At 43.6% G+C, this 4,589-nt stretch carries 4 protein-coding genes and 1 pseudogene; 2 read left to right on the top strand and 3 right to left on the bottom strand.

Going from position 1 to position 4,589, the window contains the following annotated elements; translation table 11 throughout:
* On the top strand, positions 1-1,110 hold a 1,110-nt coding region (locus MHN01_RS17335; protein WP_239412487.1), incomplete at its 5' end, for a methyl-accepting chemotaxis protein.
* A 71-nt stretch (positions 1,111-1,181) separates the two neighbouring features.
* Here MHN01_RS17335 and MHN01_RS17330 read toward each other — a convergent pair.
* The 3 genes from MHN01_RS17330 to MHN01_RS17320 all read right to left on the bottom strand — a co-directional run bounded on the left by MHN01_RS17330 (position 1,182) and on the right by MHN01_RS17320 (position 4,025).
* Positions 1,182-1,676 carry an acyl-CoA thioesterase gene (locus MHN01_RS17330; RefSeq protein ID WP_239412488.1) on the bottom strand — a complete coding sequence of 165 codons (495 nt, stop codon included), beginning with the start codon at positions 1,674-1,676 and terminating at the stop codon, positions 1,182-1,184.
* A gap of 210 nt (positions 1,677-1,886) precedes the next feature.
* Entirely contained in the window at positions 1,887-2,705 is an 819-nt protein-coding gene (locus MHN01_RS17325; RefSeq protein WP_239412486.1) for a hypothetical protein, read from the bottom strand.
* Between the two features lie 594 nt (positions 2,706-3,299).
* Positions 3,300-4,025: an ATP-binding cassette domain-containing protein gene (locus MHN01_RS17320; RefSeq protein ID WP_239412485.1), complete on the bottom strand. Its 726-nt coding sequence runs from the start codon at positions 4,023-4,025 to the stop codon at positions 3,300-3,302.
* Positions 4,026-4,390: 365 nt separating this feature from the next.
* On the opposite strand from MHN01_RS17320, the pseudogene MHN01_RS17315 reads away from it, so the two are divergent.
* Positions 4,391-4,589 (top strand): annotated as a pseudogene (locus tag MHN01_RS17315) (lipase); the annotation flags it as partial.

Below are 4,589 nucleotides of genomic sequence, written 5' to 3'. Positions count from 1 at the left end.
ATGGAAGAGCAGACAGTTGTTGAGCAGGAAGGAGAACAAGCACAGCAATGGGTTATGGTACTTTCCGCCGCAGCCCTCATTCTTGGTATTATTTTGGCGTTAGTTGTCAGCCACAGTATCGTTAAACCCATTCGTGGTGTTGTCGAGGCCGTCCGTCGCCTTGCAAGTGGTGATCTTCGCCGTCCGGAACTACCGCAGGGTCGGGACGAAATTAGTGATATCACCCATGCCTTGACCGAAACATGCTCTAACCTGGATCAGCTCATTATGGCGATCCACCACTCCTCTGATAAAGTCAGTAACGCAGCGGAAACCATTCAGCATCCTGTTGCTCAGATCCAGACAGGATCGAACACCCAGGAACTAGCTGTCGAGAGAATCAGCAATACTATCAATACATTTTCGGATGAAAGTGTTCAAGTCGCAGCAACTGCCGAAGAGGCTAAAAAGCAAGCGCAGCAAGGCCATGATCTTGCTTTGGATGGTCAACAGCGCATTAATCTAGTCACCGAGGAATTTGATAAAATTGCCTCTGCCATCAGCCACTCGGCTACATCTGTCGAAACATTGCAGGAAAGTGCCGCTTCTGTCCGCCAACTGGTGACAACCGTCAGAGAAATTGCCGAACAGACTAACCTTCTGGCACTGAACGCAGCCATCGAGGCGGCCCGGGCAGGTGATAGCGGACGAGGGTTCTCTGTTGTTGCCGATGAAGTACGAAACCTCGCCACACGAACAGGTACCGCCACCGTCGAAATCAACAACGTCATAGATAAGATCGACAGGGAAACCAATGAAGCGGTAACAAGTATGGTCGAAGGACGTTCCGAAATGGAACGAGGTGTTTCGATGGTCACTGATATGGTTAAGCCTCTGAGTGAACTCAGTGCCGGTTCGAAACTTTCTCTGAGCCAGCTCGATGAATTGGAAGAAATCGCCGCCAAACAGGCGAACGACAGTATCAATATCAAATCAGAAATCGAGCGCATTGATGACATTGCCAGAGACAACAGGCACCTCGTCAATCACCTTGCTCAAACAACGGAAACACTGAGTGACCAATCTTCAGAGCTTATTGAGCAAGTATCGAAATTTACTCACAGTCAGTAACTACAACATTTAACCCGAACTTATGCACAGCTATGCCAGCCCCACAATTAGGTGGGGCGGCATCTTTCTTGTCAGTGCCCTTTTTTTAGATACTTCACATGCGCTTCCATCTCCTCTCCGATCTCCTTGCGCATGTTCATTAACTTAATCGCGGAATCACGCAGCATCTTATCTTCCTCGGTTTGAGGCACCCACTCAGGGACTGGCGTCGGTTTACCTTCTTCGTCCACGGCAACCATGATCACAATACAATGAGTCGTTAGCCTTCTTTCCAACGTTTTAGGATCACTGGCCTGGACATCAATCGCGATATGCATAGAAGAGCTACCGGTATAGATAACCTTTGCGCTGACCTCAACCAAGTTGCCGACATGAATCGGCGCGACGAAACGGATACCACCAGCGTAAGCTGTAATACAGTATTTCGCACTCCACCCCGCAGAGCATGCATAGGCCGCCAAATCAATCCATTTCATCACAGCACCACCGTGAACCTTACCGCCGAAATTCACATCTCCCGGCTCAGCAAGAAACCTCAACGTCACATCACGTTGTCCACCTTCCATATCCATTCTCCCTACAGCAACTTCACGGCTCATGCCTGATTGATCCTAGTATCACGATACACTAAGCGTTAAAAACACTTAACATAATATAAACATTTATCAATCTCAGCGTTGTTGGGCAAGAACTTTCGAGCATCTTGTACCAGATAAGCTATAGAGCATAAAAAAAGCGCCCTGTGAGCGGGGCGCTTGATAAGATAGAAAGAATTATTATTCGGTATAATTTGAAGAGTGATCCAACTGACGTTGTAACTCCTCTATACGTTTGTACAAGCCGTCTTTCTCAGCAATCAGTTTAGTTTGCTCTGTCGTCAGGGCTTCAAGTTTAGTCGCCATCTGCTCAGAGTCATTTTTCTGCAATTCCGACTCTTGCCTTGCTTGTGCAAGTTCAAGCACTAATTGCTTATTTGCTGTCTTCAACATTGAGTTATCCGACAGTTGTTGATCGTATCTCTCTGTATATTTTTCGCATTCAGCTTTAAGTGCCGATACCTGATCGTTACTTTTTTCAAGTTCTGATTTTAACTTTCGTTGAGCACGCTGTGCCGATAGTTTGGCTTTCCGGGCTTTTTCTGATTCAGATAGTTGTGATGCTAAGGTCTCCTCTTTCTCTGACAACCTATGGGTTAATGAAGCCTTATCTTTTTTAAATTGCTTTTCCATTCGGGAGAATAACTTCTCCTGATTATCAACTTGTTCAGCCAATTTAAGCTCTGCTGCTGATTTCCCCCCCAGTAACACTCGCCAATTATCAGCAGTTGCTCTGGACATATAATCCATGACATCAAAGGGAAAGACCAAGTTGTTGTCCATTGCACTTACCGTTGCCGACAGTTTGACATCCACATTTTCAAGCAACTTGTTTGTTTGAATAGAGGCAGTATCAATCGATTGTCTAGCCTGAGCTACTGCAACCGTTTCCAACATTTTTCCTGACATCATAACCAGCTGTATTGGAAGGTAAAAAACATCTATTGATATGTTAGGTAATAAAGAATGGTCACGATTGTTTTGCGCGTTAAAGTCCATTCACTCTCTCCCTGAGGTTTGTTTAAAACATCTAAAATTTATAGACTATAAAACTACAACACGCATATAAATTTTTGATGAACAACAAGAAGCAACCTTATCACCTGTCGGTTTCGAGGCATCTTTTTAATGCAACCAAAGCCGTCATTACCGATATACAAGTTCCTCCAATGACGACTGAAATTGCTTCCCAGCACGAGTATTCCAATCTGTAAATTTCACTGAATACACTGTGCCTTACCAAGATCCCCGATAGAGAAAGCCCTATTACAGATATAATCAATGCATTAACAAGAAGAGACAACAATATCTCGCTTTCATTCAAGCCAAGGACAATAAATGATTTAAACTCTGAAGCATTACTTACAACCTTATTTATTGCTATAACCCATGAAGATAACGTGAATAAGAATATGACCAGACATAGCCCTAATATATGCAGAGTAATATGATAGTCAGAGTACTCGAACAATTTAGCCATATTATTCCGCATAAACAATAACAACACAGTAAAAAAGCTAACGGAGACTATCGATAACAATGATGATTTCCAGTGATATATCAGGTAATTTTTCATCAACCTTAGCTGAAGTGTTATATTCCCCATGGAAGAGCCTCAGAGACCTTGCTGCGCTGAATAGAAGCCCGCGGAACATGCTCCACTATATTTCCGTTCTGTAAATGTATGATGCGCCCGCAACTTACAGCCAAGTCAGAATCACATGTTGCGATTAGCACTGAACTTCCAGTCTCTTTTCCTATCCGTTTTATCATCTCAATCAAACTTGCAGCATCACGACTATCCAGATCAGCGACGGGTTCATCGGCAAAAACGGCAACAGGCTGATTGATAAAAGCCCTTGCTACTAACACTCTTCGCTTAAGCCCTTCTGTTAATTGCTCAGGTCTATCGTCTTTGTATTTATCAAGCTCTAACGTCGACATCATTGCCGTAACACGATCACGACGGATAGCATCCGGAATATGGCTTAGAACTAATGGAAACTCAATGTTTTCAAAAACCGTGTATGCTGTCACCAAACTAAAACCGGGATATATCAACCCTATTTTTTTACGGCGAATATCAAGGGCAAACTCCGGAGTTTTGGTGATTGCCTCGCCATCAATAATCACTCGCCCGTTATAGTTACTGTCGAGCAAGCTACAAATATTCAGAAGCGAAGACTTTCCGGAGCCCGATGGGCCAAATAGCGCAATAATTTCTCCTCGATTTATCACTCCATGCACTCCCTTTAGAGCCTCATGAACATTCTGGCCCGAAAGGTGGTAATTTTTATGTATCTTCTGAAACTCAATCACAATCATTCCTCATAATAGAACTGAGTACAGACCACTAGGTTAACCTTGCCCCCAAAAGGGGGCTAGGTTAAGTGCCAACCAACATTATTTTTATTCATTACAGAGAGATTGTAACAAGCTGTTTCGCTATTCCTGCAACGCTACAGCTTTCTTCTTTAGGCCGTCTCCGTATATGCTGATAGATTACCAATCACTAAGATTTCGTAAATAACAATGCGATAAATGGTTATTGAGTAGGATAAAAGGAAAATACCGTGATGAATGGGAGTCCAAACAAAAGCCGCATACTGTCATCATTTTGCTATTTTCCTGATTTACGCTGGTAACGTTAAATACTTAAGTCAACAGCCAACAACCACATTCAAATGAAGCCACTAAAACGTTACCAATATGAACGATACGCAATACTGTGCAGGCTTGCCTATCCGGCAAGCTTTGACCATACCCAATACGGCTTCTCTTCTGAGGGACGATACGAAATCACCGATCGCTGGGGAAGAACAATTATCAGGGTGCTTTGGGGTGACAAAAAAGAAGTTGTTGTAGTGTTTAAAGGCTCACAAA

Origin of the sequence: Photobacterium sp. OFAV2-7 (assembly GCF_022347985.1) — a bacterium.
In the GTDB taxonomy this organism is placed as follows: domain Bacteria; phylum Pseudomonadota; class Gammaproteobacteria; order Enterobacterales; family Vibrionaceae; genus Photobacterium.
This window is presented reverse-complemented; position numbering and strand designations above follow the sequence as displayed.